This window comes from Streptomyces sp. NPDC059224 (assembly GCF_042754285.1).
Classification (GTDB): Bacteria; Actinomycetota; Actinomycetes; order Streptomycetales; family Streptomycetaceae; genus Streptomyces.
This window is the reverse complement of sequence record NZ_JBHZAN010000097.1, coordinates 1-2,151: the sequence shown is the minus strand read 5'-3', so window position 1 is coordinate 2,151 and position 2,151 is coordinate 1. Positions and strand designations below refer to the sequence as shown.

Here is a 2,151-nt window from a genome sequence, read left to right as displayed (position 1 = left end):
AGGAGGGGGGGACTACGACACCCCCCTTATTGGTCATTGGTCATTGGTCGATAGCTGTTTAGCCTTACTCTCCCAAGGGTTTCAGCGTTTTTTTTTGACAAAATCAGTAATGCCAAGGGTTTAAGGCCTATTATTCGCTAATTAGTATCTAAACTGTTGCACCTTAGTTACTTTTTTGTTACTATGGTTTTTAAGAAAAAGTCGTTGGAGGATACGAATTATGATCAGTAATGAAAAAAAGAGAGTCGTTGTAACGCTTACTAAGGAAGTGGCAGATAATCTTGATAAAATTGCGAAACAAATGGGTCTTAGTAAGTCTGGTCTTATTACAATTTGGGTTAATGCTAACGGAAAGGAAAATGAGCAAAAAAAATAGCAAAAGCATTAGTGTTGGCGCACTGCTTTTGCTGTTAGACTGTTGTTCAATTAAGGTGATTATAGCATGACGAGTAGAAAAACTAAAGATGAACGCACAAGGAATTGGACGTTTGTAGTCTATCCTGAATCGGCTCCTGAAAATTGGAGGGAGTTTTTAGATGAGTTACATGTTCCTTGGGTTGAGAGTCCACTTCATGATAAAGATGTGAATCCTGACGGTGAATTGAAAAAGCCTCATTGGCATGTTTTGATAATGTTTAGCGGTAAAAAGACGTATGATCAAATACGTGAGATAACTCAAAAGATTCGGTCTCCAAACCCGCAAAAATGTGCTAATGCAAAAGGTATGGTGCGATATTTTGCTCATATGGATAATCCAGAAAAATTTCAATATGCTAAAAGTGATATTATCGCTCATGGTGGTGCAGAAATTGCTAGTTATTTGTCAGTAACGAGTGCAGAACGATATGAGTTGATTAGAGAGATGATGTCGTTTGTTGATTCTAAGAATATCACTGAAATCAAAGATTTAATTGACTATGCAATGTCAGAAAGATTTGATGATTGGTTTCCGCTTCTTTGTGATAATTCAGCTTATATTATCGGGCAATATATAAAATCGAATCGTCATGGTGGAAGTGTAAATTCAAAAATAAATAAAGGATAAGAGCTGTTAATTTCAGCTCTTTTTTTGTGCGTGAAAGTCTTAGTCACTATGACCAAAACTACGGACGAAACTATGACCAAAAGTAGGTACTATATTATGACCGAAAATAGGTCCAAAATGGATTTTTTTGTGATATCAAAAAATATAAGGTTGTTTTGTAAGAAAACCAGTTGGCACAGCCGACTTAGCCGCCTTCCTGTAGGAAGGTGCTATCAGTTTTCCCTTATGCTCTTTTTGTTCTTCAGAGTTTAATTCCAGAATATTTGTGAGAAGTAGGTCAAAGAGGTCGGTGGTTTCTTCGACTTTTCCGCCGGTCAATTCGATAAAATCATTGGAATATGATTCTAGCAATTTTTCTAGTTGTTCAACGTTGATAGTTGTTTCTTTAGGCATTTACTCACCTTCTTTGGTGGTTATGACTTTTTCTAGTTTTTTAAGGGCTTCTGGGCTGAAAAGATAGTTTCTTCTACCGGCAGAGCGATATTCTTTTCCTTCAGTCAGATGTTCTTTCGCTAAGCGCAAAACGTAAGCTTGGTTGTAATCAAGTTCTTGTGCAAGTTCGCTGGTCGTCATAATTTCGGCCAAAGTGAATTTTTCTGATTTTATCACTCTCATTTATGCTCCTTCCATTTAACGTCCGTCTATATTACGTGAGTACGTCGGACTTACGACATAAGCTTATAATATAAGTTTTCTGTGTTGTGGTCAATTTTATATTATCGAAATGACTAGTAGAAAAAATCAATGCTCTAAAAAGGGTCTATTTTGCGTTTTAAGCGATTTAGCGTCTATTTCGTTTAGTTATCGGCGCAATCGTTAAAACACGTAAGAGAAGCGAGAATGGAGCCTGTAAGGCGACTGGTAGCGAAACGGTCGTGTTAGATTGCAAAAGCCGATAGCTGAACGAAATAGTAAGCGTGGCGCCTGCATATATTTCGGTAGAAGGAGGTCGGGGTTCGGGGCGGAGCCCTGAGGTTTGTTTTTTGGTTTTGGTGTTTATGAATTGGGCGGAGGAGGGGGGGACTACGACACCCCCCTTATTGGTCATTGGTCATTGGTCGATAGCTGTTTAGCCTTACTCTCCCAAGGGTTTCAGCGTTTTTTTT

General features: G+C 38.3%; 4 protein-coding genes. 2 read left to right on the top strand and 2 right to left on the bottom strand.

Going from position 1 to position 2,151, the window contains the following annotated elements; genetic code table 11:
• Nucleotides 1–220 precede the first annotated feature (220 nt).
• The gene (locus ACFXI4_RS44555) at nucleotides 221–376 is read left to right on the top strand and encodes a CopG family transcriptional regulator (RefSeq protein WP_002299939.1); all 156 of its coding nucleotides are present in this window, start codon (nucleotides 221–223) and stop codon (nucleotides 374–376) included.
• A gap of 66 nt (nucleotides 377–442) precedes the next feature.
• On the top strand, nucleotides 443–1,045 hold the full coding sequence (locus tag ACFXI4_RS44550) for a replication protein (protein WP_010729575.1): 603 nt from the start codon (nucleotides 443–445) through the stop codon (nucleotides 1,043–1,045).
• A 135-nt stretch (nucleotides 1,046–1,180) separates the two neighbouring features.
• Here ACFXI4_RS44550 and ACFXI4_RS44545 read toward each other — a convergent pair whose 3' ends face one another.
• Together ACFXI4_RS44545 and ACFXI4_RS44540 are read right to left on the bottom strand one after the other, a co-directional pair.
• Nucleotides 1,181–1,438, bottom strand: a complete 258-nt coding sequence (locus ACFXI4_RS44545; protein WP_002377879.1) for a hypothetical protein — start codon at nucleotides 1,436–1,438, stop codon at nucleotides 1,181–1,183.
• Nucleotides 1,439–1,660 (bottom strand): hypothetical protein, encoded by a 222-nt coding sequence (locus tag ACFXI4_RS44540; protein ID WP_002299940.1) that lies wholly within the window; start codon nucleotides 1,658–1,660, stop codon nucleotides 1,439–1,441.
• Nucleotides 1,661–2,151 lie beyond the last annotated feature (491 nt).